The sequence below is a fragment of the Methylobacterium endophyticum genome, assembly GCF_050591105.1.
Classification (GTDB): domain Bacteria; phylum Pseudomonadota; class Alphaproteobacteria; order Rhizobiales; family Beijerinckiaceae; genus Methylobacterium.
In genome coordinates, this window is sequence record NZ_JBNHES010000020.1 from 48,816 (window position 1) to 72,480 (window position 23,665).

Below are 23,665 nucleotides of genomic sequence, written 5' to 3' on the forward strand. Positions count from 1 at the left end.
ACGCGGTGTCGGTCTTAGCGGCCATGGGGCTCGGGTCGGATGCGCCTCCGCGCGGGCCGCGACCCTAGACGAGGCGGGGAGGCGATGCGACGGCGGCCGAGACGCCCCTTGGGGAAATCGGCCTCCGGCGTGGTAACTCCAGGCTGGCCGCCGCGAAGACCGGACAGGCGCGCCACGCGGCCGGCCGCCATCGGCGGGCAGCGCGACGACGCCCGACAATGCCACGGACGCCCTCCCCCGGATGACCATGGACGCACGGCTCCCCCTCCCCTGGCTCGACCGCTCCGGGCGCCTCTCGCTTCTCAAGCTCGCGGTGTTCGTCGCCGCGTTCCTGCCGGGGCTGTACCTCGCCCTCGCCTATGCGGCGGATGCCCTCGGGCCGAAGCCGCTCACGGCGCTGCTGCACGGGACGGGGGAATGGACGGTGCGGTTCCTGCTGGCCTCGCTCGCGGTCACGCCACTGCGGCGCATCGCCAACCTCCCGAGCCTCATTCTGGTGCGGCGCATGCTCGGCCTGACGGCGCTGGCCTACGCGCTCCTCCATCTCGGCCTCTACGTGGCGGACCAGAATCTCGACCTTGCGAAGGTGGTCTCCGAGATCGCCCTGCGGTTCTACCTGACCATCGGCTTCGTCGCGCTCGCCGGGCTCGCGGCGCTGGGCGCCACCTCGACGGACGCCGCCATCCGGCGGATGGGTCCGGCCTGGAACCGGCTGCACCGCATCGTCTACGCCATCGCGGTGCTCGGGCTGCTGCACTACTTCCTGCAATCGAAGATCGACGTCTCCGATCCGGTGTTCTGGACGGGGCTCTTCCTGCTGCTGATGGGCTGGCGGCTCATGCACCGGCTCGGCCTGCCGACGGCGGTGCTGCCGCTCCTCGGCCTTGCGCTCGCGGGGGGCGTCGCCACGGCCCTGCTCGAAGCCGCCTGGTACGCCTTGCGCAACGGCATTCCGATGGAGGCGGTCCTGTCCGCCAACCTGGATTTTTCCGGGATCGTGCGGCCGGCCTGGTGGGTGCTCGCCGCCGGGCTGGCGCTGCCGCTGGCGAGGCTCGTCCGGCCGGCGCCCAAGGGGCGGACACGATCGCTCTCGCGGGCCGAGCCTGCGCGTCGGCCGGTCGCGGCGGGATAACGGCGCGCGGCTTGTCCCGCGGCGGCCGATCCCGCAGAAGCGTCGCCTCGGCCCCTTCAGGCCCTTTGCGAGGCGCGCGATGCTCCGATCCCTGCTCCTGACGGGCTGCCTGCTGGCGGCCGGCGGCCCCGTCCTCGCGGCGCCTCCGGCGAAGGCGCCGCCGGCACCGGCCGCCGCCCCGACAGCGGCCCCCGTCGCGAGCGCCTGCACCCGCCCCGAGCCGCCCGCGCCGGATTCGAAGCCCGTCCGTCCGGCGGTGCCGGAAAAACCCGCCTGCCTCGATGCCAAGGGCGGCTGTCCGGGCTGGGAGGCCTACAGCTTCAACGACGCCGTGAAGGCCTACAACCTCCAGATCCAGGCGTTCCGTCCGCTGGCCGAGGCCTATGTGCAGAAGCTCAACGCCTACGTGAAGGCCGCCGGCGACTACGCGCAATGCGAGGTCAAGACCCTGCAATAGACCGACCTTCGCGGCGCATGTCCGCCGTGATAAGCTCACGCCATGAGCGTGCAGCCCAAACCGTACATGGACGTGGACGAGTTTTTGGACTGGGCTAAGGATCGGCCCGGCCGCCACGAACTCGTCGACGGCGAGGTCCACGCGATGTCGCCCCAGCGGGCGCGGCACGCCCGCGCAAAATACCGCATCCAGGCCGCTCTCGATCGCGCGATCGCGGCGGGGCGCCTTTCCTGCGAAATGCTGCCGGACGGCATGACCGTCAAGGTCGACGCGACCACCGCCTACGAGCCGGATGCGCTCGTCCAATGTGGAGAGCGCGCAGCGGACGACGCGGTGACGGCCACGCATCCGATCATCGTGGTGGAGGTGCTCTCCCCCGGCACGCAGGCGACCGACACGGGCGAGAAGCTCGGCGGCTACTTCAAGCTCGCCAGCGTGATGCACTATCTGATCGTGGACCCGAGGAAGCGTCTCGTGATCCACCATCGCCGCGGCGAGGGCGAGCTGATCGAGACCCGGATCGTCTCCGCCGGCAGCCTCGACCTGACGCCGCCCGGCCTCTCCCTGTCTCTCGCCGAGGCTTTCGCCGACCTGTGAGCGGCGGCTGCCTCGCTTGACGCCTCCGGGCACCGATGCGACAGCGCCGGGCGACGATCCGCGAAAGAGACCCTCGCATGACCGCTCCCCTCGACCTGCTCGTCATCGGCAACGCCATCGTCGACGTCATCGCGCGCACCGACGACGCCTTCCTCGCCGCCCAGAAGGTCGCCAAGGGCGCCATGCAGCTCATCGACGAGCCGCGCGCCGAGGAGCTCTTTCAGGCCATGGGCCCGGCGACGATCGTCTCCGGCGGCTCGGGCGCGAACACGGCGGTGGGCGCGGCGCTGCTCGGCGCCAGGACCGGCTTCATCGGCAAGGTCCGCGACGACGAGCCCGGCCATCTCTTCGCCCACGATCTCAAGGCGACGGGCGTCGGCTTCACCGTGCCGCCGGCGACGGACGGGCCTGCCACCGCCCGCTGCTTCGTGCTGGTGACGCCCGACGGCGAGCGCACCATGAACACCTATCTCGGCGCCTGCCAGGGCCTCTCGCCGGCCGACGTGGACGAGGCGGTCGTGGCCTCGGCCCGCGTGGTCTATCTCGAAGGCTATCTCTGGGACCCGCCGGCCGCCAAGGAGGCCTTCCGCAAGGCCGTGAAGATCGCCCATGCCGCCGGCAACGCGGTCGCCCTGACCCTGTCCGACGCGTTCTGCGTCGGGCGCTACCGCGACGAGTTCCTCGGCCTGATCCGCGACGGCAGCATCGACATCCTGTTCGCCAATATCGGCGAGCTGATGAGCCTCTACGAGACCGAGGACGCGGACGCCGCCGTGCAGGCGCTGCGCGACGAGCGCGACGCCCGAGGGCGGCACCTGCTCGGCCTCGTCACCCGCTCGGCGGAAGGGTCGCTGGTGGTGAAGGGCGGCGAGATCCGCGCCGTCGAGGCGTCCCTCGTCCACGAGGTGGTGGATACCACCGGGGCGGGCGATCTCTTCGCGGCGGGCTTCCTGGCGGGGCAGGCGCGCGGGCTCGATTACGTCACCTGCGCCAAGCTCGGCTCGCTGGCGGCGGCGGAGGTGATCCAGCATATCGGAGCTCGTCCGCAGAGCGACCTCGTCGCCCTGGCCAAGAAACGCGGCCTGCTCTGATCCCGCCGCGTCCCCGAACGGCACCGTTCGAGGGCGCGTGCCGGCTCAGGGGCGCAGCAGCACCTTCCCCACGGCCTCGCGCCGGGTGAGGATGCCGAGCGCCGCCTCGTAATCTTCCAGCGGGTAGACGCCGTGCACCTTCGCGGTGAGGCGCCCCTGCGCGACCCAATCGAGCAGCAGGCGCTGGTTGGCGGCGTGGGCCTCCGGCTCGCGCTCCACGAACACGCCCCAGTGCACGCCCTGCACGTCGATGCCCTTCAGCAGGACGAGGTTCAGCGGGATTTTGGGGATCTCGCCGGCTGCGAAGCCGACGACGAGATAGCGCCCCTTCCAGGCGAGCGCCCGCAGCGCCGGCTCGGCATAGGCGTCGCCCACCGCGTCGTAGACGACATCGACGCCGTTGCCGCCGGTCAGCGCCTTCAGGTCGTCCTTGAGAGTGGCCGGATCGTAGACGAGCGTCTCGGCGGCGCCGTGCGCGCGGGCGATAGCGAGCTTGTCCTCGGAGGAGGCGCAGGCGATCACCCTGGCGCCAAGCACGGCGCCGAGCTCCACCGCCGCCAGACCGACGCCGCCCGAGGCGCCGAGCACGGCGAGCGTCTCGCCGGGCTGGATGCGCGCGCGGTCGCGCAGCGCGTGCAGCGAGGTGCCGTAGGTGATGGTCAGCCCGGCCGCCTGCTCGTCGGAGACCGCGTCCGGCACCGGCGTGAGATGGCGCGTGGCCACCGCGATGCACTCGCGGCAGGTGCCGTATTTGACATGCACCACCACCCGCTGCCCGACGGAGAAGCCCTCCGTGTCCGGCCCGAGGGCCTCGATCACCCCGCAGGCTTCCCCGCCGGGGGAGAAGGGCAGCTCCGGCTTCACCTGGTATCGGCCGGCGATGATGAGCGTGTCGAAGAAGTTCAGCGCCGCGACGCGGATACGCACCAGCGCCTCGCCCGGACAGGGACGCGGGTCGGGCAGGCTCTCGATGGAGAGGTCGGCCGCGCCGCCGAGCGTCGTGCAGAGCAGCGCCTTCACGAGGCGGCTCCCGGCCGGCTCGCGGTGAGCATGTAGTTCACCGCCGTGTCCCGGCTCGGCCGCCAGGTGTCGCCGAGCGGATTGTAGACCACGCCGGTCACGTCGCTCACGGACAGGCCGCCGGCCTCGATGTCCCGCGTCAGCTCCTCGGGGGTCACGAACTTCTCCCAGTCATGCGTGCCCTTCGGCAGCCAGCGCAGAACATACTCGGCGCCGACGATGGCGAGGGCGAAGGAGCGCAGCGTCCGGTTTATGGTGGCGGCGAAGAGCAGGCCGCCGGGCTTCACCGCCCGCGCCGCCGCGCCGAGGAAGGCGGCCCGGTCGGCGACGTGCTCCACCACCTCCATGGCGAGCACGACGTCGAAGCGCGCCCCCGAGGCGACCACGGATTCGATAGTCTCGGGCCGGTAGTCGACGGCGAGCCCCGCCGCCTCCGCATGGGCGCGGGCGACGGCGACGTTGCCCTCTGCCGGGTCGAGCCCCATCACGGTGGCGCCGAGCCGCGCCAGGGGCTCGGAGAGCACCCCGCCGCCGCAGCCGATATCGACCACGCTCAACCCGTCGAGGGCGAAGGGCGTGGCCGGATCGCGCCCGAAATGCCGGCAGGCGGCGTCGCGGATATAGGCGAGGCGGACGGGGTTGAAGCGGTGCAGCACCCGCATCGGCCCGCGTTCGTCCCACCACGTCGCCGAGAGCGCGTCGAAGCGCGCCACCTCGGCGTGGTCGACGGTGGAACGGGCGGTTGAATTCATCATGTCTGCCGGTTGCGCCGCGCGCGGCCCCGGCCCTCTCATTGACAGGCTTGGGCACCCCTTGTACCCGCCGGGCCTCGGTCCGGTAAGCCGTCGACGCGTCGGGCCGCGAGATCGGTACGGTACGTCTCGTACCGACCGGAGTTCGAGAGATACGGCGCGGACGCGACATGCCCCGTTTGGTGATGAAGTTCGGCGGCACCTCGGTCGCCAACGTGGACCGGATCCGCAACGTGGCGCGCCACGTCGCCCGCGAGGTCGCGGCCGGCTACGACGTGGCCGTGGTGGTCTCTGCGATGTCCGGCAAGACCAACGAACTCGTGGACTGGGTGAAGGACGCCAACGCCCTCTACGACACCGCCGAATACGACGCCGTGGTGGCCTCGGGCGAGCAGGTGACCTCCGGGCTGCTCGCGATCGCGCTCCAGAAGGACGGCATCAAGGCCCGCTCCTGGCAGGGCTGGCAGATCCCGATCCTGACCTCGGACGCGCACGGCTCCGCCCGCATCGCCGATATCGACCCGAAGAACCTCGACGCCGGTTTCGCGCGCGGCGAGGTGGCGGTGATCGCCGGCTTCCAGGGCATCCATGCCGAGACGGGGCGGTTGACGACGCTGGGGCGCGGCGGGTCCGACACCAGCGCGGTGGCCATCGCGGCCGCCATCGGCGCCGAGCGCTGCGACATCTATACGGACGTGGACGGCGTCTACACCACCGATCCGCGCGTGGTGCAGAAGGCCAGGCGCATGGAGCGCGTCACCTTCGAGGAAATGCTGGAGATGGCCTCGCTGGGGGCCAAGGTCCTCCAGGTCCGCTCCGTCGAGCTCGCCATGGTGCACCGGGTGCCGACGACGGTGCGCTCCTCCTTCGATCCCCCCGACGCCGCGCGTCCGGGCACCCTCATCTGCGGCGAGGAAGACATCGTGGAACAGCAGATCATCACCGGGATCGCCTTTGCCCGCGACGAGGCTCAGATCACGCTCCGCGGCGTCAAGGACAGCCCCGGCATCGCCGCCGCCATCTTCGGGCCGCTGGCGGACGCCAACATCAACGTCGACATGATCATCCAGACCGTGTCGGGCGACCAGTCGACCACGGACATGACCTTCACGGTGCCGGCGGCCGACTACCAGCGCGCCCGCACCATCCTCGACGCCCAGCGCGACCTCATCGCCTACGGCCAGATCGAGGGCGCCACCGACGTGGTGAAGGTCTCCGCCATCGGCGTCGGCATGAGGAGCCATGCGGGCGTCGCCGCGAAGGCCTTCCGGGCGCTTGCCCAGAAGGGCATCAACATCCGCGCCATCACCACCTCGGAGATCAAGTTCTCCGTGCTGATCGACGCTGCCTACACGGAGCTTGCCGTTCGCACGCTCCACTCGCTATACGGCCTCGATCAGGCCTGAACCGCAGCGTCGGCTCTAGCCGGCGCCCCATGTTTGGCGTCAAGGTTGCAACGGGTGGCAAGGCTGAACTTGCCGCCTCAAGCTTGCCGCCTCAGGGTGGATTGACGAGACCATGCCCGCTGCGCCCGGAGGCCCGCGCCTGCTGCTGCGCCGCCTCCGCGAAGCGATGGCGGAGCCGGTCAGCCCGCAAGCACGCCTGGACCGCATCGTGGTCCTCATCGCGCAGAACGTCATCGCCGAGGTCTGCTCGGTCTACGTTCTGAGGGACGACAACACCCTCGAGCTCTTCGCCACCGAGGGCCTCAACCGCGAAGCGGTCCACATCACCCGCATGCGCGCCGACGAGGGCCTCGTCGGCCTGATCGCGCAGACCGCCGAGCCGCTCTCCCTCTCCGACGCCCAGTCGCATCCGGCCTTCTCTTACCGGCCGGAGACGGGCGAGGAGGCGTACCACGCCTTCCTCGGCGTGCCGCTGCTGCGGGCCGGCAACACGCTCGGCGTGCTCACCGTCCAGAACAAGACCTACCGCGTCTATTCCGAGGAGGAGATCGAGGCGCTCCAGACCACCGCCATGGTGCTCTCGGAGATGATCGCCTCGGGCGAGTTGCAGGGGCTCTCGCCGGGCGCCGGCACCGCCGCGCGCAGGTCCGTGAGCCAGAAGGGCGTCGTGCTCGCCGACGGCATCGGCCTCGGGCATGTGCTCCTGCACGAGCCACGCATCGTGGTGAAGACGCTCATCGCCGAGAACGCGGAGAAGGAGACCGAGCGCCTGGAATCGGCCATCGGCGTGGTGCGCTCCGCCATCGACGATCTCGTGGAGCGCGGCGACAGCATCGGCACCGTCGAATCCCGCGAGGTGCTGGAGACGGTGCGCATGTTCGCCCACGACAAGGGCTGGCTGCGGCGCATGCGCGAGGCGGTGCTCTCCGGCCTGACCGCGGAGGCGGCGGTGGAGCGCGTCCAGTCCGACAACCGGGCGCGCATGATGCGCCAGAGCGACCCGTATCTGCGCGACCGGCTGCACGATCTCGACGATCTCGCCAACCGTCTCCTGCGCCAGCTCATCGGCCCGGATGCCGGCGGCAACGCCGCGATGGTCCACGAGAACGTGATCCTCGTCGCCCGCTCCATGGGGCCGGCGGCGCTCCTCGAATACGACCGCTCGCGGCTGCGCGGCGTCGTGCTGGAGGAAGGCGGCCCGACGAGCCACATCGCCATCGTCGCCCGCGCGCTCGGCATCCCGGCGGTGGGCGAGGTCGCCAACGCCACCGCGCTCTGCGACTCGGGCGACGCCATCATCGTCGACGGCGTGGCGGGCGAGATCCAGGTCAGGCCGGGCCCGGAGGTCGAGGCCGCCTATGCCGAGATGGTGCGCCTGCGCGCCCGCCGGCAGGAGCAGTACCGGGCGCTGCGCGACGTGCCCGCGCAGACCCTCGACGGGGTGCGCATCGGCCTCCACCTCAACGCGGGGCTGCTGGTCGACCTCACCCACCTGCCCGAGACCGGCGCGGAGGGCATCGGCCTGTTCCGCACCGAGTTGCAGTTCATGGTGGCCGAGCGGATGCCGTCTGCCGCCGAGCAGCAGTCGCTCTACGAGGCGGTGTTCGCGGCCACCGGCGACAAGCCCGTCACCATCCGCACCCTCGACATCGGCGGCGACAAGATGCTGCCCTACATGCCCAAGCTCGAGGAGGAGAATCCGGCGCTCGGCTGGCGGGCGATCCGCATCGGGCTCGACCGGCCGGCGCTGCTGCGCGTGCAGCTGCGCGCCCTGCTGCGGGCGGCGGGCGGGCGCGCCCTCAAGATCATGTTCCCGATGGTGGCGACGGTGGACGAGTTCGTCCGCGCCAAGGCCATCGTCGACCGCGAGAAGGCGCATCTCTGCCGTCACGGCCACCCGCTGCCGAGCGACTGCAAGCTCGGGGCGATGATCGAGGTGCCCTCGCTGCTGTTCCAGATCGACGAGATCGCCAAGGCCGCCGACTTCCTGTCGGTCGGCTCCAACGACCTGATGCAGTTCCTCTTCGCGGTGGACCGAGAGAACCGCCGCGTCGCCGACCGCTTCGATCCCCTGAGCGCCCCCGCGATCCGCGCCTTCCGCATCATCGCCCAAGGGGCGGCGGCGGCGGGCTGCCCGGCCACCGTCTGCGGCGAGATCGGCGGCAGGCCCCTCGAGGCGATGGCGCTGATCGGGCTCGGCTTCCGCAACCTGTCGATGTCGCCCGCCTCCATCGGCCCCGTGAAGGCGATGGTGCTGGCGCTCGATGCCGGCAAGGTCGCGGCGCTCATCGAATCCGAGCTGGCGGTCGCGAGCGACGGCGCCACGCTGCGGCCGGCGCTGACCTCCTTCGCCCACGAGAACGGGATCCCGGTCTAGATCGGCCGCGGCGTCGCGGCGCCGCGGACCTTTAGCGACCCACCCGTTTCACGTATCGAAAGCATCATCCGGGCGATGACACCCCTTCCTCCAGAGCGCCTCGCGGCCATCGTCGCGCGTCACGACATCGTCACGGCGACGCTGAGCGCGGGCTCCGCCGATTCCGACAGCTTCGTGCAGCTCTCGCGCGAGTTGTCGGACCTCGATCCGGTGGTGGCCGCGATCGCCGTCTACAAGGCGGCTGCCGACAACCTCGCCGGCATCGAGGCGCTGATCGACGAGCCGGGCAGCGACCCTGAGATGCGCGCCTTCGCCGCCGACGAGAAGCCGGAGGCCGAGAAGGCGCTGGAGGAGGCCCACCGCGCGCTTCAACTGATGCTGCTGCCCAAGGACGCGGCCGACGAGAAGAGCGCCATCCTCGAGATCCGCGCCGGAACCGGCGGCGACGAGGCGGCCCTCTTCGCCGGCGACCTCTTCCGCATGTACGCGAAATACGCCGAGCTGAAGGGCTGGAAGGTCGAGGTGATTTCGGAGAGCGAGGGCACCGTCGGCGGCTATCGCGAGGTCGTGGCCGAGGTGAAGGGCCGCGGCGTCTTCGCCAAGCTGAAATTCGAGAGCGGCGCCCACCGGGTCCAGCGCGTGCCGGAGACGGAGACGCAGGGGCGCATCCACACCTCCGCCGCCACGGTCGCGGTGCTGCCCGAAGCCGAGGACGTCGACATCACCGTCAACGACGCCGACCTGAAGATCGACACCATGCGCGCGCAAGGTGCCGGCGGCCAGCACGTCAACAAGACGGAATCGGCGATCCGCGTCACGCATCTCCCGACCGGCATCGTCGTGTTCGTGCAGGAGGAGCGCTCGCAGCACAAGAACCGGGCCCGCGCCATGTCGCTCCTCAAGGCGAAGCTCTACGACGCCGAGCGCACCGCCAAGGATTCCGCCCGCGCCGCCGACCGCAAGGCGCAGGTCGGCTCCGGCGACCGCTCGGAGCGCATCCGCACCTACAACTTCCCCCAGGCGCGCGTCACCGACCACCGCATCAACCTGACCCTCTACAGGCTGGAGGAGGTCATGGCGGGCACCGCGCTGGAGGAGATCCTCGACGCGCTGATGAGCGAGCACCAGGCGGAGCTGCTGGCCGCCGAGGGCATGAGCTGAGCCCCGCGCCCGCCTTCGAGCCCGGCCTGTCGCGGCGGGCGGCGCTGCGTCTGGCGGAGACGGCCGTGGCCGCCGCGCCTCTCGATGCCGGCGCGACCGACGCGCGGTTCCTGCTGCTCCACGCGCTCGGCATCACCGGCAGCGAGCTCATGCTGCACGGCGAGCGGCCCATCGGCCCGGACGGCGCCGCGAAGCTGGCGGACGCCCTGCGGCGGCGGCTGTCCGGCGAGCCGGTGGCGCGCATCGTCGGCGCCTGGGAGTTCTGGAGCCTGCCCTTCCGGCTCTCCCCCGACACGTTGGTGCCGAGGCCCGACACCGAGACGGTGGTGGAGACGGCGCTCGCCGCGCTGCCCGACCGAAAGGGGGCGCCGCGCATCCTCGATCTCGGCACGGGCTCGGGCTGCATCCTCGTGGCGCTGCTCTCGGAGCTGCCGAACGCCTTCGGCATCGGCCTCGACCGCTCGTTGCCCGCCCTGCGCACCGCGCGCGGGAACGCCGAGGCCAACGGCGTCGGCGAGCGCGCCGCCTTCCTCGCCGGGGACTGGTGCGCGGCCCTCGCCGGACGCTTCGACCTGATCGTCTCGAACCCGCCCTACATCGCCACGGACGCCATCGCCGGGCTCTCGGCGGAAGTCCGGCTGCACGACCCGGCCGCCGCCCTCGACGGGGGAGCGGACGGGCTCGACGCCTATCGGATCATCGTCGCGGCGGCCGGCTCCCTGCTCGCCCCCGGCGCCCCTCTCGTGCTGGAGGTCGGCGCGACGCAAGCGGACACGGTGGCCGCCCTGGGCCTCGCGGCGGGGCTCGCGCAGGCGTATGTCGCCGCCGATCTCGCGGGCCATGCCCGCGTGGTGCGTTTCCGTGCCGGCGCGGTGCGCGAAACCGAAAAAATGCTTGTTGCGCAGGGACCGACCCGCTAGTGTCCCTGTGAAGATCGAGAACGGTCCGTTAAGACGGGCGCCGCTAGGGTCGAAGGTGATCGCACCCGACAGGCAAGTTCGACGATCTTCCTTACCACCGAGCCCGTGCGGTCTAGGAATCGCCAACAAGTTCGGTGAAACGCGAACCTGACAGTCGAAGCGCGTCGCGGACGCGACCTTGAACCCCGATTGGATGGGACGCACGGCCAGCGGGCTGAGCGGAGAGCGGTCTTCCTCGGAAACGGAGGAGCCCCGATGCAGGCGAGGCTGGCCGGCGGAGGTCCGCAGAGGGGGCCGCCCGCATCATCCGACACGCCGACAGTGCATGAACGAGGGTCAGTCGAGACCGATGAGACCAAACCAGAATAGACGGATGCGCGGACGCAACCGGCCCAAGGGACCCAATCCACTCACGCGGTCCTATGAATCCAACGGTCCCGACGTCAAGGTACGCGGCACGGCCCAGCATATCGCCGACAAGTACGCCCAGCTCGCGCGCGACGCGCTCGCGGCGGGAGACCCGGTGGCGGCCGAGAACTACTTCCAGCACGGCGAACATTACTTCCGGATCATCTCCAGCGCGCAGGAGCAGAACCGGCAGCAGGCCGGCGCCGGCGGATACGCCCGCTCGAACGACGACGAGTTCGAGGACGGCGACGACGACGAGCAGCAGGGCAACGGCCAGCAGCGCAACGGCTACGCCTCCTATGGCGACGACTACGGCGATCCGGGCCAGCAGCCGCAGCCCTACGAGTCCCGCCAGGACGGCCGGAACGAGAACCGGCAGGACAATCGCCAGGACAATCGCAACGACGGCGGCTACCAGAACCGCAACGACCGCAACAACCAGCAGCGCTTCCAGTCCCGGAACGATCGGGGCAACCAGCGCTACGAGAACGGTCGCGGCGACTACCAGCGCCAGGATCGGCAGGACGCCTACCGGCAAGACTCCAACCGGCAGGATTCGGGACGCCAGGAAGGCGGCCGGCAAGAGTCGGGACGCCAGGACTATCAGCGCAACGACCAGCCGCGCTACGAGCCGGCCCGCCAGGACCGCTTCCAGCAGGAGCAGCCGCGCGCCGACCGCTTCCGCGACACTCGGCCGGAAGGCGCAGCCCGCGAGGACGGCCCGCGCGCGGAAGCCCAGCCCCAGCCGAACGGCCGCACGGGCGCCGAAGGGCAGCAGCGCCGTGGCCGGCGCGAGCGCGCGGCGGTCCAGCCTCAGGAAGCCGCAGACGAGACCGGCGGCCTGCCCGCCTTCCTGATGAATCCGGGACGCCCCGCCGTGGCGGCCGAGCCCGCTCCGCAGCCAGTGGCGGCCGCGCCTTCCTTCGAGGGGGCCGACGAAGCCGGCGCGCCGGACGAGGCGCCGAAGGCCGCCGCCAAGCCGCGCCGCCGCCGCCGTCCCCGCTTCGAGGGAGCGGAAGGGGCCGAGGAGAACGGCGCGGCCTCCGAGAGCGTGCCCTCGGCGGAGTGATCCGGGGGTCTAGCCCCGTGAAAGCAGTGTTCGGACGGGCCGTCTTCCGCATGGGAGGCGGCCCGTTTTCGTCTGTCAGGAAGCGTCCCGAGACAGGCCGGCGGATTGGCAGGAGGCGCCCCGGTCGCGATAGGCCCGCACCCGGTTGACGGTGCGCCGGCCGCGCAGATGCGAGGCGACGATCCGGCGGCCGAGATCGGCGGCCACCCGCGCTTTTAGACGATCGAGGGGCAGGATCGGCAGTTGCGAGAGCAGGTTGGCCGAGACGACGACGTCGATCATCGGGTCGGCGCAGAGCGCGGGCAGCGGGTCGCTCAGACCGTTCGAGCAGCCAGGGATGCACGGCATCCGCGAGCCTGACCTCGCGGAAGGACGCGGCCGTCGCGGCCGGTGCGTCAGGCCGCGTCGGTCTTCTTGACCGCTTCGCGCGCCGAGGTGAAGCGCACCACGCGCTGGGCCGTCGCCACCGAAAGGGCCTGGAACGCCTCGAAGGCGCCGCGCATGTCCTCGGCGTTGAGCGTCTTGCCGGGCCGGGACTGGATCAGGAGCTTGAACGTGCCCCAGCCGAACTTCACCGAGCGGACCAGGAAGAGCAGCGGCTCGTAATCGGGGGCGGAGAACGACCGGATCGCCATCTCCGGCGGCACCGACGCGAGGCGCGCGAGCGCGATCAGCGCGTCTTTCGACTTGCCCTCGTTGAGCCAGGCCGCGATCTGCTTCTCGTCGAGATCGATGGCACCCGTCCTGACCCGCTCGTCGAACTCGGCGATGGTCGCCGCGAGGCCGGTCGCGTTCGAGGCGGGTTGCGGCACCGCCGCGTTCACGGCGGCCCCGACCGCCTGGCTGACGGCGGCGGGCGAGAAATCCTTGGCGAGGTTCTCGGCGGCCCGCTGCCGGGCGACGGCGACGATCCGGGCCATGTGGTTCGCAGGGATGTCGTTGCGCAGTTCGAGGATGTTGCGCAGGGCCTCGTCGGCGGACGCGCGCTCGGTCAGGACGGAAAACCCGGATTCCGAGAAGCGCGCCCCGTTGTTGCCGGCCACCGAGCGCACCACGGACTGGTCGCCGCGCACCACCAGCACGTCGGTGACGCGCTCGCTCAGGCTGCGGCGGCGGGAGATGGCGAAGAGGTGATCCTGCCCGCGCTCCTGCGCGATCTGGACGAGATCGCTCTCGCTGATGCGCTCCGAGCGCGACAGCACCGGCCCGGCGACGGAGGCCGCCGGATCGAAGGCGAGATCGCGCAGCACCCGCGGCGGCCCGTTCGGCGTGTCGGCGATGGAGCGGGACAGCGCCGCGCGGGCGATGGTCTCGACGTTCTGCGAGAGCTTCAGGATGACCTCGTCGAACACGTCGACCTGGCCCTCGGCCAGCGCCGGCGCCTGCTCAGAGAACAGGTTCGTCAGGCGCCGCAGCATGGCCATGCGCGTCGTCGAATCGCCGTTGGCGACCGCGTTTTCGACTTCCGAGATGAGGGATGCGATCATCAGACCCGCGGCATTCCGTACGCCCGTGCCGCACTATGCGGACAACGGGTTTACGAATTGCGATAGACGGAACGGAAACCGCCCCGCTTCGTTACCGATACGGCCAAGATTGGCCGATCCTGCCCCGGAACCGATCGTGTCGAACCTCGTCCGTATCCTGCTCGCCATTTTCCTGCCGCCCATCGCCGTGCTCGTCACGCAGGGCATCGGGCTCCAGTTTCTGCTGAACATCCTGCTGACGCTGCTCGGGTGGCTGCCGGGAACCGTCCACGCCCTCTGGCTGATCCTGCGCGAGCGCTGATGCGGCGCGCCCTGTTCCGCTCCGTCGGACGCCGGCTCGGGCCGGCGGCCCTCGCCTGCGGAATCGCGGCGGCAGCGCTTCCCGCAAGCGCAGCGGACGCTCCGCGCCATCGCGAGCGGACCGTCCATCGGCATAGAGAGGATGCGGTGCGGGACGCGCAGCCGGCGCGCCCGCCCGTGTCCCGACAGCGCGAATGCGGATGGCGGCCGGGGGCGTTCGGCGTCCCGATCATCGCCCCCTGCGGCTAACGCCCATCATATGCCCTGACGGGGAAGCGGAAGCCGCTTCTCCTGGGCATATGCCGACGCCGCCTTTCGCGGGTGAGCCGCCTCAGCGGGCGTAGGCGTTGGCGATCCCCAGGAAATCCTCCGCCACGAGGCTCGCGCCGCCGACCAGGGCGCCGTCGACATTCTCCACCGCCATCAACTCGCGGGCGTTGCCCGGCTTGACCGAGCCGCCGTACAGGATGCGCACCTTCTGCGACTCCGCGCCGATGAGCTGGCTCAGCATCTCGCGCAGCGATGCATGGACCTCGGCGATGTCGGCGGGAGTCGGGGTCAGCCCGGTGCCGATCGCCCAGACCGGCTCGTAGGCGATCACGGTGTCGGCGGCGGTGGCGCCCTTCGGCACGCCGATGGCGAGCTGGGCGCGCACGATGTCGAGGGTCCGGCCCTCCTCGCGCTCTTCCTTGGTCTCGCCGACGCAGATGATGCCGCACAGGCCCGCGCGGCGCGCGCCGAGGGCCTTGGCGTGGACGCCGTCATCCGTCTCGTGGTGGTAGGCGCGGCGCTCGGAATGTCCGACGATGACGTAGGTGGCGCCGAGATCGGCGAGCATCTCCGCCGAGATCGAGCCAGTGAAGGCCCCGCTCGCCTTGGCGTGCAGGTTCTGTCCGCCGATGGCGATGGGCGATCCGTAGGCGGCGGCGACGCAGGAGCTGATCAGGGTCGAGGGCGGGCAGATCAGGATGTCGATGGCATCCGCGAGGGCCGGCGAGAGCCCCCGGCGCACCGCCTCGACCACGGCCACGGATTCGCGCGTGCCGTTCATCTTCCAGTTGCCCGCGACCAGCGGACGACGCCCATGCTCCCCGATCGACCGCCCCGTCATCGACACCTCTGCACACAACCCACGATCCGGTGCCGGCGCACCTAGCAGGTGGCGCCAGGGCGCGCAAACCTGCCGAGAGAAGGTGCAGGGGGTGCTGTTATTGTCGCTCCGGCGGCCTTTGGGCCGGGATTAAAACGCGCCGGCCAGCAACGCGGCCCCGGCCACCGAGATGGCGCCCCCGGCGACCCGAGCCGCGCGCCCGGCGACGACCGGTCCCGAACGGCCGAGACCGAGCCCCAGCCCGAGTCCGGCCGCATGCAGCAGCAGCGTCGCGAGAACAAAGCCGGCGCCGTAGGCGAGACCGGAGGCCGTCTCAGGCATCTCGGCGCCGTGCGCGCAGCCGTGGAACAGGGCGAAGAAGCCGACGAGGGCCATGGCGCCGGGCGCCGGCGGCGTCAGGCCGAGCGCCAACACCAGCCCGAGCACCAGGACGGACAGGGCGATGCCGCCCTCGACATGGGGAAGCGGCGCGCCCGCCATGCCGAGCGCTGCGCCGAGAGCCATCATCCCGACGAAGGAGAGCGGCACCAGCCAGAGCGCACGTCCGCCGATCCGGGCGGCCAGCACCCCGACCGCGACCATGGCGAGGACATGGTCGAGCCCGCCCAACGGATGCAGGAACCCCACCGGGAAACCATGCGCGCCGGGGCCGCCGGGATGGGCGAAGGCGGCGGTCGGCGCCGTCACGGCGGCAAGGGCGAGGAGGAGCCTGAGCATCGGTCGACCTTTGGGCATGAGGGCGATCATCCGCCGATGGATGCGAAGCAAGAAGGGTGCGAAGACGGCGCCCCAACCTTCCACGCGGCGGGAGCGCAGATCAAGCCGGCCCCGGCCTTTGCGTTGAGGCCCGGATCGGTCTATCGCGGGCACCCCCGATCGGCCGAGCCGGCCCCTCGGACGGTCCGGCGCGCCTTGGTGAGTGTCGGCGTGCGAGGGCCGGCTCCCTTGATGGTCCAGAACCGAGCGCCCGATGCTCCAGAACATGCGCAACGCCAGCCAGCACTGGCTCGGCAAGATCGTCCTGACGATCGTGTTCACGTTCCTGATCGCGGGCGTGGCGATCTTCGGCGTCGAGGAGTTCTTCCGCGGCGGCTCGACCACCGCCGTCGCCACCGTGGGCAAGACGCCGATCACGGCCGAGGCGGTGCGCACCGCCTACCAGAACCAGCTCCAGCGCTACCAGGCGCAGCTGCGCCGCAACCTCACGCCCGACCAGGCCCGCGCGCTCGGCCTCGAGCGGCAGGTGCTCTCCCAGCTCGTGACGGAAGCCTCCCTCGACCAGAAGAGCCGCGACCTCGGGCTCGCCGTCTCCGACGCCGCCGTGCTGCGCGCGATCCACGACGAGAAGAGCTTCCAGAACGCGGAGGGCAAGTTCGAGCCGGCCCTGTTCTACCAGACGCTCCAGCGCGCCGGCATCGGCGAGGCGACCTTCGTGCGCGAGCAGCGGGCCGTGATCGCCCGGCTCCAGCTCGCCGAAGCGGTGGCGGCCGACCTCACCGTGCCGCAGGCGCTGCGCGCGGGCGTCCACCGCTACACCACAGAGCGGCGCGCCGCCTCGTACCTGACGCTCACCCCGTCCGTCGCCGGCGAGGTGGCGGACCCGAGCGAGGACGAGCTCAAGACCTATTACGACGCCAACAAGGGCGCCTACCGCGCCCCCGAATACCGCAGCCTCAGCCTGCTCGTCCTCGACCCGGAGGCGCTCGCCAAGCCCGACGCGGTCGGCGAGGAGGACGCGCGCAAGGCCTACGACGCCCAGAGGAGCCGCTTCGGCAGCCCGGAGCGCCGCACCATCCAGCAGATCGTGTTTCCCGACGAGGCGGCGGCGGAGGCCGCGCGCAAGCAGATCGAGAGCGGCGAGACGCCCTTCGAGGCCGTCGCCGTCGCGCGCGGCGTCGACGCCAAGGAGCTGTCGCTCGGCAGCCTGACCAAGGCGGAGCTGTTCGACCCCGCCGTGGCGGAAGCCGCCTTCGCCCTCCAGCAGAACGCGGTGAGCCAGCCGGTGAAGGGCCGTTTCGGCACGGTGCTGCTGCGCGTGACCGCCATCACCCCCGAGACGATCAAGCCCTTCGCCGAGGTCGAGCCCGAGATCCGCAAGGCCATCGCCTCCGAGCGGGCCCGCACCGGCGTCGAGACCCTCCACGACGCGGTGGAGGACCAGCGCGCGGGCGCCAAGCCCCTCGCCGACATCGCCAAAGAGAAGAGCCTGCCGCTGGTCGCGATCGCGGCCGTCGACGCCCAGGGCAACGACCCGTCCGGCGCCAAGGTCGCGGGCATCCCCGATGCCGACGCGACCCTGCCGGCGGCCTTCCGCTCCGATGTCGGAAGCGACAACGAGGCGCTGCGCACCAAGGCCGGCGGCTATGTCTGGTTCGACGTCGTCAAGATCGAGCCGGCCCACGACAAGCCGCTCGCCGACGTGAAGGACGAGGTCGTGAAGGGCTGGAAGGCCGCCGAGGTCAACCGGCGCCTCGCCGCCAAGGGCAAGACCCTCGCCGAGCGCCTCGACAAGGGCGAGCCCATCGATTCCCTCGGCACCGAGCTCGGCCTCAACGTCGACAAGGCCGAGGACCTCGCGCGCAACCAGCCGAAGGACGCGCTCAGCGCCGACATCGTCAACCGCGTCTTCGCCACCGCCGTGGACAAGGCGGCCTCGGCCCCCGAGGGCGACAAGCGCGTCGTCTTCAAGGTCACGTCCGCGACGATGCCCGCCTACGTGCCGGGCACGCAGACCGACAAGACCATCGAGACGCAGTTCCGCACGGCGGTCGCCGACGACGTGCTCGGCGAGTACATCGCCGAGGTGCAGAAGAACGCCGGCGTCAGCGTGAACCAGGCCGCCTTCAAGCGCGCCCTGGGCGGCGAGTACTGAGCGGGCCATGAGCGAGGCGAGCGACGGCGCGGCCTTCACGGCCGCCTACGAGGCGGGGCGGCCGGGGCTCCTGGCCGTCACCCTGGTGGCGGACCTGGAGACGCCGGTCGCCGCCTTCCTGAAGCTGCGCGCCCGCCACGGCGGCCCGGCCTTCCTGCTCGAATCCGTCGAGGGCGGGGCCGTGCGCGGCCGCTACTCGATGATCGGGCTCGATCCCGACCTGATCTGGCGCTGCCGCGACGGCAGGCCCGAGATCGCGCGCGGCGACGACCTCACGCGCTTCACGCCGGAGCCCGCCGCGCCCCTCGACAGCCTGCGCGCGCTCATCGCGGAGAGCGCCATCGCCGAGGAGGGAGACGACCCGCTGCCGCCCATGGCCGCCGGCCTGTTCGGCTATCTCGGCTACGACATGGTGCGCGCCATGGAGGCGCTGCCCGAGCCCAACCCCGACCCTCTCGGCGTGCCGGACGCGATCCTGATCCGCCCGCGCGTCATGGTGGTCTTCGACGCGGTGCGCGACCTCATCACCGTCGTCACCCCCGTGCGTCCCGCGCCCGGCGTGACCGCACGCGCCGCCCGCGAGGCAGCGGAGCTGCGGCTCGACCGGGTGGCCGAGGTGCTCGAAGGTCCGCTACCGGTCGATTCGCGGCTCGACCTCTCGGACGTCGCCCATCCCGAGCCGGTCTCGAACACGCCGCAGGCCGACTACCTCGGCATGGTCGCGCGGGCGAAGGAATACATCGTCGCCGGCGACATCTTCCAGGTGGTGCTGTCGCAGCGCTTCGAGGCGCCCTTCACCCTGCCGGCCTTCTCGCTCTACCGCTCGCTCCGGCGCACCAACCCGGCGCCGTTCCTGTGCTATCTCGATTTCGAGGGGTTCCAGGTCGTCTGTTCCTCGCCCGAGATCCTGGTGCGGCTGCGCGACGGCACCGTCACGATCCGGCCCATCGCCGGCACCCGGCGGCGCGGCGCCACGCCGGCCGAGGACAAGGCGCTCGCCGAGGAGTTGCTCGCCGATCCGAAGGAGCGTTCCGAGCACCTGATGCTGCTCGATCTCGGCCGCAACGACGTCGGCCGGGTTTCCAAGATCGGCAGCGTGCGCGTCACGGGCTCGTTCTTCCTCGAATATTACAGCCAGGTGATGCACATCGTCTCGAACGTCGAGGGCGAGATCGATCCGCGCCACGACGGCCTCGACGCGCTCAGCGCCGGCTTCCCCGCCGGCACGGTCTCCGGGGCGCCGAAGGTGCGCGCCATGGAGATCATCGACGAACTGGAGCGCGAGAAGCGCGGGCCCTATGGCGGCTGCATCGGCTATTTCGGCGCGCGCGGCGAGATGGACACCTGCATCGTCCTGCGCACCGCCATCGTGAAGGACGGGCGCATGCATGTTCAGGCCGGCGCCGGCATCGTCCACGATTCCGACCCGGCCTCCGAGCAGCAGGAATGCGTGAATAAGGCCAAGGCCCTTTTTCGCGCGGCGGAGGAGGCGGTGCGCTTCGCCGCCCAGGCCCGGCGCGGGCAGTAGGTTCCTAACCGAGCCGGCGCAGGGAGGCCCGCAAAGCATCCGGGTCGAGCCCGTCGAGCCCGGCCTCGATGTCGGCATGCGTCGCCTGCCAGATCGGCACCGCGCAAGCGAGCGCATCGCGCCCCGCATCGGTCAGCGAGAGCAGCCGCCCGCGCCGGTCCCTCGGATCGACCGCGACGACCGAGAGCCCGCGCCGCTCCAGCACCTTGAGGGCCGCCGTCAGCGTGGTCCTGTCCATGGCGAGCAGGGCCGCCACCGACTTCATCGTGGCCGGCTCCGGCCGGTTCAGCGACATCAGCAGCGAGAACTGCCCGCTCGTCAGCCCCACCGGCTTCAGCCTGTCGTCGAAGCGCCGCGCCAGGGCGCGCGCCGCCCGCTGTGCATGCAGGCACAGGCAGGTGTCGCGCACGCAGGCCGTGGTCGCGAACGGTACGGTCGTTGACATGGACACATTATGTTGATATCAACTTATTTGTCAAGGCGGCTCACCAAGCGGGGAATGGACGGATGCAAGCGCGAAACTTCGTCTGGCACGAGTTGGTGACCACCGATCTCGACGCCGCCGAGACCTTCTACGGAAAGGTCGCGGGGTGGCGTCTGGCGGATGCGGGGATGCCCGGCTTCCGCTACACCATCGCCCATGCCGGCGAGGTGCCGATCGGCGGACTGATGCGCCTTCCCGACGAGGTCTGCGCCCAGGGCGGCAAGCCGGGCTGGAGCGGCTATATCGGCGTGCCGGACACCGACGCGGCCGCTGCCGCGGTGGTCGAGGCGGGCGGCCGCGTCCACCGCGCGCCCGACGATATTCCCGGCGTCGGCCGCTTCGCCGTCGTCGCCGACCCGCAAGGCGCCCCCTTCGTCCTGTTCACGCCCAACGGCGAGGGGATGCCCGCGCCCGCGCCGGGAACACCGGGCGTGTTCGGCTGGAACGAGCTCCATGCGAGCGACGGCGAGGCGGCCTTCGGCTTCTATAGCCGGCTGTTCGGCTGGACGAAGAGCACCGCCGTCGACATGGGCCCGATGGGCACCTACCAGGTCTTCGCCGGAGCGGGCCGCGACATCGGCGGTTTGTTCACCGACGGCGAGGCCCCGCATCCGTTCTGGCTCTATTACATCGCCGTCGAGGATATCGACCGGGGTCTCGCCCGCGTGACCGAGGCGGGCGGCACCGTGACGGCCGGCCCCCATCCGGTCCCCGGCGACATGTGGATCCTCCACGCCACGGACCCTCAGGGCGTGCGATTCGCCCTCGTCGGAGCGAGAGCGAAGGCCTGACGGGACAGGCTCGACGACGGCCGCGCGTGTGTCTGTCATCGCTAACTGGCGCAGGTCATAGAAAACTGGCGGGAATGAGCGGGTCGGGTCGGCTCGTTTCGGGTCGGATCATCGCGCACGGGGATGGCCCGAGAACGAAGGATCGGCTCATCTGCGGTGCCGGTGCTGCCGCCAAAATCGGTTGATCGTGGACCGGCTCGGCGAGCGCGCGCCTCCAAACCGTTTCACGCATGCGGTGTGCGCGTCCGTGAGCCGCATGGTCCCGGCGATATCGATTAGGAACGCGGCCACCTCGGGATCATCAAACAGGCGGCTGCGAGTATCGATCGGAAGAGGTCTCCGCGTCGTTGCCGCTACCTCTGCAAGCCGACGCTGGCAGTCCAACAAATCAGCGTAGAGAGCGAGCGGGATCGTCACCAACTCGACGCCCGCTACCGTGCGGAACGCCGGCTCGGCGTGACCCGGCCTCGCCACGCCCGTCTCAGCCGTCATCGCCGCCACCGTCCGCGTAGGGTCTGAATGCGTCCCGCCGAGGGCGCGCGCTCCGGCCCAAACCGCTCGACGCATGCCGCATAAAGCACGGAGATGGTCTCCCGGCGTGGAAACCGCTCCCGTAGAAACGCAGCCACCTCGGGATCGCGGTCGATCGTGGAGTGGCCGCGCTGATCTGCGCGCCGCTTCACCCTACCGGCGTTCGCCGCCTCCCGCACACGCGAGGACGCGGCCGTGAGCAGTTCGCGGTATTCGTTCAAGTGCATGACAACGACGCAGCGGCTGTCGAGGCGGGCGAAGATCGGTCCGTCGCCCGCGAGCGTAACGTCCGGCAAGTCGAGGATCGGAAGGTCGACCCCCGATCCTGGCCCTGGTGGCGTCATGGCACTGCCCTCTTACGCATCCCCTTCAAGCCGCGTTCAAGCGAGCGTCACCCATCAGGAGACCCAGGGCGTGGTAAGCAGTTCTGCGCTGCCTGCCCAAGGGTTGGTGCCTCCTCCTGAGAGCAATGCGCTGCCGAGGAGAGTTCTTCCTGCCTCCTCCAGAGCCGGCGGAACCACGAGGAGTGTCGGCGTGATCCCGAGGATACGGCCTTCGTCGCCCCGCAGGTTCATCATCTGCGCTCGCGCTGCCGCATAGTTCGCGGCCGTGAGAGCGGCCTTGGATGCGAAGGCGAGTTGCCATAATCCGAAGCCGGCGTTGGATCGGCCGCGCGTGCCATAGATGTACTCGTCGCGAAAAAAGACGTTCTGGTCGCCGTCGTTGATGAGTTGCGTCATCGTGTAGGACGAACGCTCCTGATAGAGCATCGGCTTCATCGCCCGACTGGTATCGAGCAGGAACCATGCCGGGCCGGCGCCAGCCTGCATATTGCTGACCATGACCATGGTGTTCTGGGCTGGATCAAAAACAGGATGGTCGATATCGAAGAAATATTGTCCGTCAAAGCACAACGTCTGGAAACCGGCCTTCAAAAGTCCAAAGATCATCTCGTCGGGGAACTCGGCGGCCGCTTTGCCCATCTCTTCTACGATGGGCGAGAACACACCGAACTGGTCATCCTCGATCGAGGTGCGGGGCACCGATACGGTGCTTTCAAACATTCTGTTGACGACGACGTAGCTGCTTGCCGAAAGGTTCTTGACGACGCGGTCGCCGATCCACTCCCGTATCTTCGGGAATTGCCCGAGCCAGCCGTAGTTGTTCTGGCGCGTCGCGCTGGGAACGACCATGGCCACGTCGCGATAGTGGCTCTCAGCCCCATCGAAGCCCTTTTTGAATGACGCGCCGAACCCGGTGAACAGGCTTTGCAGGCTCTGTTGATTGATGATCATCGCTTAAGCTTGCCCTGCTTTGGTGAACTGTTCGGGGGAGAGGCCGAGCACGGTGGCAACGTGCGCGTCCACGTCGGAGAGGTCGCTGGCTTGACCGGCAGGGCGCGGATCACGATACGCGGCCTGAAGGGTCGGCTTGAACAGATGGGCAAAGCTGCCGCCCGTCTTCGACATGAACTCGTCGAAGGCGGGCTTGTTGACCGTGCAAAGATTGATCGCCCAATCCTTCATGAACGGCATCAACCGGCCGGCGCGGACTTGCTCCTCGACGTGCATCTTTGCCGTCTGAGCTTCGACGCCCTGATGCACCCGGTTCAGCTCTTGAGTGACGCGCACGAAATCTCCGATGGGGACGTACTTCGCCGGGTCCGGTGCGCCTGCCGACGCCATGGTCTGCGTCTGCATCGCCCGGATCGCGGCGAGGATCGCCGGCATGCCGTCGTTGTCGGGCAGTCCGATAAGCTGGCGCAGATCCGCGAGGCCGTCTGCGTTCGGGTTGTCCATGTGGGTCTCCATGCTCGCCAGGGCGGTGAGCTGTGTGAGGTTCGGGTTGTTGACGACGGAAGCACGCAGGATCGCCGTGACCACGCCGTCAGGCGTGTGCGCGAACACGGGCGAGAGGTAGCGGTACTCGCGCGCGGCGAGCTGCGCGACGGCCTGGCGGGTCCACGTAACCAAGCCCCAGATGCCGTCCGCGCGGGCCTGTAGGCCCTTGATCCAGCCAGCGGCCGGCGAAGGGCCGCCCTTGGTCGCGGCAAGGTCGATCGAATGGTTGTAATCGACCGGGATTTCATTGCGGCCGGCGAGTTGGCGGCTCGTCTGCATGATCGCGGCCGGGTCGGCCGCGCGGTACGGGCCGCGCCCATCCTTGCCGCT

General features: G+C 70.3%; 23 protein-coding genes. 13 read left to right on the forward strand and 10 right to left on the reverse strand.

Translation table 11 applies throughout. The features are described 5' to 3' along the window. The first annotated feature begins 241 nt into the window (after positions 1-241). The 4 genes from ACP56T_RS18960 to ACP56T_RS18975 all read left to right on the forward strand — a co-directional run bounded on the left by ACP56T_RS18960 (position 242) and on the right by ACP56T_RS18975 (position 3,277). Positions 242-1,132 carry a protein-methionine-sulfoxide reductase heme-binding subunit MsrQ gene (locus ACP56T_RS18960; protein ID WP_430913727.1) on the forward strand — a complete coding sequence of 297 codons (891 nt, stop codon included), beginning with the start codon at positions 242-244 and terminating at the stop codon, positions 1,130-1,132. A gap of 79 nt (positions 1,133-1,211) precedes the next feature. Continuing rightward, the gene (locus tag ACP56T_RS18965) at positions 1,212-1,589 is read left to right on the forward strand and encodes a hypothetical protein (protein WP_430913728.1); all 378 of its coding nucleotides are present in this window, start codon (positions 1,212-1,214) and stop codon (positions 1,587-1,589) included. A 42-nt stretch (positions 1,590-1,631) separates the two neighbouring features. Beyond that, positions 1,632-2,186, forward strand: a complete 555-nt coding sequence (locus ACP56T_RS18970) for a Uma2 family endonuclease (protein WP_430913729.1) — start codon at positions 1,632-1,634, stop codon at positions 2,184-2,186. A 77-nt stretch (positions 2,187-2,263) separates the two neighbouring features. Beyond that, the gene (locus ACP56T_RS18975) at positions 2,264-3,277 is read left to right on the forward strand and encodes an adenosine kinase (protein ID WP_430913730.1); all 1,014 of its coding nucleotides are present in this window, start codon (positions 2,264-2,266) and stop codon (positions 3,275-3,277) included. A gap of 45 nt (positions 3,278-3,322) precedes the next feature. Here ACP56T_RS18975 and ACP56T_RS18980 read toward each other — a convergent pair whose 3' ends face one another. Both ACP56T_RS18980 and ubiG read right to left on the reverse strand, forming a co-directional pair. Next, positions 3,323-4,297 carry an NADPH:quinone oxidoreductase family protein gene (locus ACP56T_RS18980; protein ID WP_430913731.1) on the reverse strand — a complete coding sequence of 325 codons (975 nt, stop codon included), beginning with the start codon at positions 4,295-4,297 and terminating at the stop codon, positions 3,323-3,325. Further along, complete coding sequence (ubiG, locus tag ACP56T_RS18985) at positions 4,294-5,049, reverse strand: bifunctional 2-polyprenyl-6-hydroxyphenol methylase/3-demethylubiquinol 3-O-methyltransferase UbiG (RefSeq protein WP_430913751.1); 756 nt, start codon at positions 5,047-5,049, stop codon at positions 4,294-4,296. The genes ACP56T_RS18980 and ubiG overlap by 4 nt, the downstream gene beginning before the upstream one ends. A gap of 170 nt (positions 5,050-5,219) precedes the next feature. Between ubiG and ACP56T_RS18990 the strand changes: the two genes are divergently transcribed. From ACP56T_RS18990 to ACP56T_RS19010, 5 genes are all read left to right on the forward strand, one after another. Beyond that, the gene (locus ACP56T_RS18990) at positions 5,220-6,455 is read left to right on the forward strand and encodes an aspartate kinase (RefSeq protein ID WP_430913732.1); all 1,236 of its coding nucleotides are present in this window, start codon (positions 5,220-5,222) and stop codon (positions 6,453-6,455) included. Positions 6,456-6,567: 112 nt separating this feature from the next. Then, positions 6,568-8,832: a phosphoenolpyruvate--protein phosphotransferase gene (gene ptsP, locus ACP56T_RS18995; protein WP_430913733.1), complete on the forward strand. Its 2,265-nt coding sequence runs from the start codon at positions 6,568-6,570 to the stop codon at positions 8,830-8,832. A 75-nt stretch (positions 8,833-8,907) separates the two neighbouring features. Beyond that, positions 8,908-9,993: a peptide chain release factor 1 gene (prfA, locus tag ACP56T_RS19000; protein ID WP_430913735.1), complete on the forward strand. Its 1,086-nt coding sequence runs from the start codon at positions 8,908-8,910 to the stop codon at positions 9,991-9,993. Continuing rightward, positions 9,990-10,913, forward strand: a complete 924-nt coding sequence (prmC, locus tag ACP56T_RS19005; RefSeq protein WP_430913752.1) for a peptide chain release factor N(5)-glutamine methyltransferase — start codon at positions 9,990-9,992, stop codon at positions 10,911-10,913. The genes prfA and prmC overlap by 4 nt, the downstream gene beginning before the upstream one ends. Before the next feature lie 373 nt (positions 10,914-11,286). Further along, positions 11,287-12,390, forward strand: coding sequence for a DUF4167 domain-containing protein (locus ACP56T_RS19010; RefSeq protein WP_430913736.1), 1,104 nt, complete (start codon positions 11,287-11,289; stop codon positions 12,388-12,390). Between the two features lie 75 nt (positions 12,391-12,465). Here the strand turns inward: ACP56T_RS19010 and ACP56T_RS19015 are convergent, their stop codons facing one another. After that, positions 12,466-12,738, reverse strand: a complete 273-nt coding sequence (locus ACP56T_RS19015; RefSeq protein ID WP_430913737.1) for a hypothetical protein — start codon at positions 12,736-12,738, stop codon at positions 12,466-12,468. Between the two features lie 47 nt (positions 12,739-12,785). Beyond that, a complete protein-coding gene (locus ACP56T_RS19020; RefSeq protein ID WP_430913738.1) occupies positions 12,786-13,877 on the reverse strand; it encodes a DUF2336 domain-containing protein in 1,092 nt (363 codons plus the stop codon). 136 nt (positions 13,878-14,013) lie between these two features. On the opposite strand from ACP56T_RS19020, the gene ACP56T_RS19025 reads away from it, so the two are divergent. Then, positions 14,014-14,178, forward strand: a complete 165-nt coding sequence (locus tag ACP56T_RS19025) for a YqaE/Pmp3 family membrane protein (protein ID WP_430913739.1) — start codon at positions 14,014-14,016, stop codon at positions 14,176-14,178. Positions 14,179-14,508: 330 nt separating this feature from the next. On the opposite strand, the gene tpiA is transcribed toward ACP56T_RS19025, so the two are convergent. Together tpiA and ACP56T_RS19035 are read right to left on the reverse strand one after the other, a co-directional pair. Then, a complete protein-coding gene (gene tpiA, locus ACP56T_RS19030; RefSeq protein WP_430913740.1) occupies positions 14,509-15,288 on the reverse strand; it encodes a triose-phosphate isomerase in 780 nt (259 codons plus the stop codon). 129 nt (positions 15,289-15,417) lie between these two features. Beyond that, positions 15,418-16,005, reverse strand: a complete 588-nt coding sequence (locus ACP56T_RS19035; protein ID WP_430913741.1) for a HupE/UreJ family protein — start codon at positions 16,003-16,005, stop codon at positions 15,418-15,420. Between the two features lie 253 nt (positions 16,006-16,258). Between ACP56T_RS19035 and ACP56T_RS19040 the strand changes: the two genes are divergently transcribed. Together ACP56T_RS19040 and trpE are read left to right on the forward strand one after the other, a co-directional pair. Then, positions 16,259-18,160: a peptidylprolyl isomerase gene (locus tag ACP56T_RS19040; protein WP_430913742.1), complete on the forward strand. Its 1,902-nt coding sequence runs from the start codon at positions 16,259-16,261 to the stop codon at positions 18,158-18,160. Positions 18,161-18,167: 7 nt separating this feature from the next. Beyond that, positions 18,168-19,688, forward strand: coding sequence for an anthranilate synthase component I (gene trpE, locus ACP56T_RS19045; protein WP_430913743.1), 1,521 nt, complete (start codon positions 18,168-18,170; stop codon positions 19,686-19,688). Positions 19,689-19,692: 4 nt separating this feature from the next. On the opposite strand, the gene ACP56T_RS19050 is transcribed toward trpE, so the two are convergent. Then, positions 19,693-20,133, reverse strand: a complete 441-nt coding sequence (locus tag ACP56T_RS19050; RefSeq protein ID WP_430913744.1) for a MarR family winged helix-turn-helix transcriptional regulator — start codon at positions 20,131-20,133, stop codon at positions 19,693-19,695. Between the two features lie 62 nt (positions 20,134-20,195). Here ACP56T_RS19050 and ACP56T_RS19055 point away from each other — a divergent pair, with 62 nt between their 5' ends. After that, positions 20,196-20,963, forward strand: coding sequence for a VOC family protein (locus tag ACP56T_RS19055; RefSeq protein WP_430913745.1), 768 nt, complete (start codon positions 20,196-20,198; stop codon positions 20,961-20,963). A 488-nt stretch (positions 20,964-21,451) separates the two neighbouring features. Here ACP56T_RS19055 and ACP56T_RS19060 read toward each other — a convergent pair whose 3' ends face one another. The 3 genes from ACP56T_RS19060 to ACP56T_RS19070 form a co-directional block, all read right to left on the reverse strand. Continuing rightward, entirely contained in the window at positions 21,452-21,790 is a 339-nt protein-coding gene (locus tag ACP56T_RS19060) for a hypothetical protein (RefSeq protein ID WP_430913746.1), read from the reverse strand. Positions 21,791-21,892: 102 nt separating this feature from the next. Next, positions 21,893-22,789, reverse strand: a complete 897-nt coding sequence (locus tag ACP56T_RS19065; RefSeq protein WP_430913747.1) for a Mu-like prophage major head subunit gpT family protein — start codon at positions 22,787-22,789, stop codon at positions 21,893-21,895. Between the two features lie 3 nt (positions 22,790-22,792). After that, positions 22,793-23,665, reverse strand: an 873-nt coding sequence (locus tag ACP56T_RS19070) for a phage protease (protein ID WP_430913748.1), incomplete at its 5' end; no start/stop codon positions are given.

Excerpts from the sequence above, each read along its gene's own strand:
- ACP56T_RS18960 (WP_430913727.1), top strand. The coding sequence starts at position 242 with ATGACCATGGACGCACGGCTCCCCCTCCCCTGGCTCGACCGCTCCGGG.
- ACP56T_RS18965 (WP_430913728.1), top strand. The coding sequence starts at position 1,212 with ATGCTCCGATCCCTGCTCCTGACGGGCTGCCTGCTGGCGGCCGGCGGC.
- ACP56T_RS18970 (WP_430913729.1), top strand. The coding sequence starts at position 1,632 with ATGAGCGTGCAGCCCAAACCGTACATGGACGTGGACGAGTTTTTGGAC.
- ACP56T_RS18975 (WP_430913730.1), top strand. The coding sequence starts at position 2,264 with ATGACCGCTCCCCTCGACCTGCTCGTCATCGGCAACGCCATCGTCGAC.
- ubiG (WP_430913751.1), bottom strand. The coding sequence starts at position 5,049 with ATGAATTCAACCGCCCGTTCCACCGTCGACCACGCCGAGGTGGCGCGC.
- ACP56T_RS18990 (WP_430913732.1), top strand. The coding sequence starts at position 5,220 with ATGCCCCGTTTGGTGATGAAGTTCGGCGGCACCTCGGTCGCCAACGTG.
- ptsP (WP_430913733.1), top strand. The coding sequence starts at position 6,568 with ATGCCCGCTGCGCCCGGAGGCCCGCGCCTGCTGCTGCGCCGCCTCCGC.
- prfA (WP_430913735.1), top strand. The coding sequence starts at position 8,908 with ATGACACCCCTTCCTCCAGAGCGCCTCGCGGCCATCGTCGCGCGTCAC.
- ACP56T_RS19010 (WP_430913736.1), top strand. The coding sequence starts at position 11,287 with ATGCGCGGACGCAACCGGCCCAAGGGACCCAATCCACTCACGCGGTCC.
- ACP56T_RS19015 (WP_430913737.1), bottom strand. The coding sequence starts at position 12,738 with ATGCCGTGCATCCCTGGCTGCTCGAACGGTCTGAGCGACCCGCTGCCC.
- ACP56T_RS19020 (WP_430913738.1), bottom strand. The coding sequence starts at position 13,877 with ATGATCGCATCCCTCATCTCGGAAGTCGAAAACGCGGTCGCCAACGGC.
- tpiA (WP_430913740.1), bottom strand. The coding sequence starts at position 15,288 with ATGACGGGGCGGTCGATCGGGGAGCATGGGCGTCGTCCGCTGGTCGCG.
- ACP56T_RS19035 (WP_430913741.1), bottom strand. The coding sequence starts at position 16,005 with ATGCTCAGGCTCCTCCTCGCCCTTGCCGCCGTGACGGCGCCGACCGCC.
- ACP56T_RS19040 (WP_430913742.1), top strand. The coding sequence starts at position 16,259 with ATGCTCCAGAACATGCGCAACGCCAGCCAGCACTGGCTCGGCAAGATC.
- trpE (WP_430913743.1), top strand. The coding sequence starts at position 18,168 with ATGAGCGAGGCGAGCGACGGCGCGGCCTTCACGGCCGCCTACGAGGCG.
- ACP56T_RS19050 (WP_430913744.1), bottom strand. The coding sequence starts at position 20,133 with ATGTCAACGACCGTACCGTTCGCGACCACGGCCTGCGTGCGCGACACC.
- ACP56T_RS19055 (WP_430913745.1), top strand. The coding sequence starts at position 20,196 with ATGCAAGCGCGAAACTTCGTCTGGCACGAGTTGGTGACCACCGATCTC.
- ACP56T_RS19065 (WP_430913747.1), bottom strand. The coding sequence starts at position 22,789 with ATGATCATCAATCAACAGAGCCTGCAAAGCCTGTTCACCGGGTTCGGC.